The sequence below is a fragment of the Microcoleus sp. K1-B1 genome (assembly GCF_036704705.1).
Taxonomy (GTDB): Bacteria; Cyanobacteriota; Cyanobacteriia; order Cyanobacteriales; family Microcoleaceae; genus Microcoleus.
In genome coordinates this window covers 1-1495 of the sequence record NZ_JAUBSH010000200.1, presented here as the reverse complement: position 1 = coordinate 1495, position 1495 = coordinate 1, and the positions used below count along the sequence as shown (strand labels likewise).

Here is a 1495-nt window from a genome sequence, read left to right as displayed (position 1 = left end):
TAATTGGGTCAACAGGTAAAAGATGAGTAATTTTACTCATTGACAATAGTGCTTTTAGCTTAACTTGTGAGTAATGACTAATAACTAACAACTAATAACTAATAACTAACAACTAATAACTAATAACTAACAACTAACAACTAACAACTAACAACTAACAACTAACAACTAACAACCAACAACTAACAACCAACAACTAACAACTAACAACTAACAACTAACAACTAACAACTAACAACTAATGACTAAAGCTTATCTTGCCGCTAACCAGACGATTACCAAACCTTTACCTTCGCCGGCTAGAGTGATATCCGTAGGTCTCAGACAATGTTTTTTAGCTGGAAATAAGCGATATGCCACCAACATCCAAAGCACTTTTAGCGGAAATCCAGCATAACACAGGAGCGACTCGAAACTTGCATTTTTATGCTAAGGGCGAAACCATTCCTATGATGTCGCATGGCCTTTGGCGAGTCTGTCAAGGTTTAGCACAACTGAGTACGCTTTATCCAAACGGGGAAGAAGGACTTTTGGGTTGGGTTGGGCCTTCGATGTGCTTCGGTTTGTGGTTGACAAGCTTGCAGACTTACCGAGCTACGGCGACATCAGATATTTATTTGATGTGGTATTCTATGGTGGAAATCGAAGCTTCTCCTCAATTGGCTCACGAGTTGCTGCCTCAAATGGTACGGCGGCTGCGGCAAATGGAAGCAATTTTAGCGATCGCCGGACAGCGGCGAGTAGATGACCGTTTGTATCAGCTACTGCTATTATTGCAACAGGACTTCGGTCAGCCTGTGGTTGAGGGAACTCGTTTGAATATCCGCTTGACACATCAAGATATTGCTAATGCGATTTGTACGACGCGAGTAACAGTAACTCGAATGTTGGGAAAATTGCAGCAGCAAGGGTTAATCAGTCGAGATGGCGATCGGCATTTAATTCTTAACAAAGATGTTTTTGCCTCCACGTCCGATTTGTTTGGCTGCAACCCTCAAGCTGTGTAGCAAGCGCCGAAAAAAATCTTATTCTGCTTCGCCAATCAGCGTAAACGCTGCCCAATCTTGCGGATTTGGGTGCATCTTCATTGTCATCAGCATTGCTTGCCGCAAAGCTTGAGCTTTATTCGGGTTTTTCTGTAATTGGCGATAGAATTCTGCCATTAATTCCGCTGTCGGCTCATCGGGCACTAACCACAGAGAAACGATAATACTGGAAACACCAGCACTAATTAAAGCACGAGATAACCCAAGCACACCATCGCCTGTCAGTTTTCCTCTGCCAGTATTGCAAGCACTTAATACCACTAATTCAGCATTTAATTTTAAATCCAAGATTTCGCTCGAAGTCAGCAATCCGTCATCATTTCCTGATGGAGCAAGGGCGATCGCTCCTGGCAAATCTCGCCTCTTCACTTCATTAGACCTCTTGCGAAAGTCTCAGGCGCTCTCTAATTTAGTCTTTAAAGAAAGTTCATAATTATAAATACCAGCGA

1 protein-coding gene and 1 pseudogene are annotated in these 1495 nt (G+C 42.6%); one reads left to right on the top strand and one right to left on the bottom strand.

Annotated features, from left to right (window positions below; translation table 11 throughout):
- Positions 1 to 353: 353 nt before the first annotated feature.
- Complete coding sequence (locus tag QUA83_RS30400) at positions 354 to 1007, top strand: Crp/Fnr family transcriptional regulator (RefSeq protein ID WP_333297934.1); 654 nt, start codon at positions 354 to 356, stop codon at positions 1005 to 1007.
- An 18-nt stretch (positions 1008 to 1025) separates the two neighbouring features.
- Here QUA83_RS30400 and QUA83_RS30395 read toward each other — a convergent pair.
- Positions 1026 to 1400, bottom strand: a pseudogene (locus QUA83_RS30395) (CHAT domain-containing protein); the annotation flags it as partial.
- Positions 1401 to 1495 lie beyond the last annotated feature (95 nt).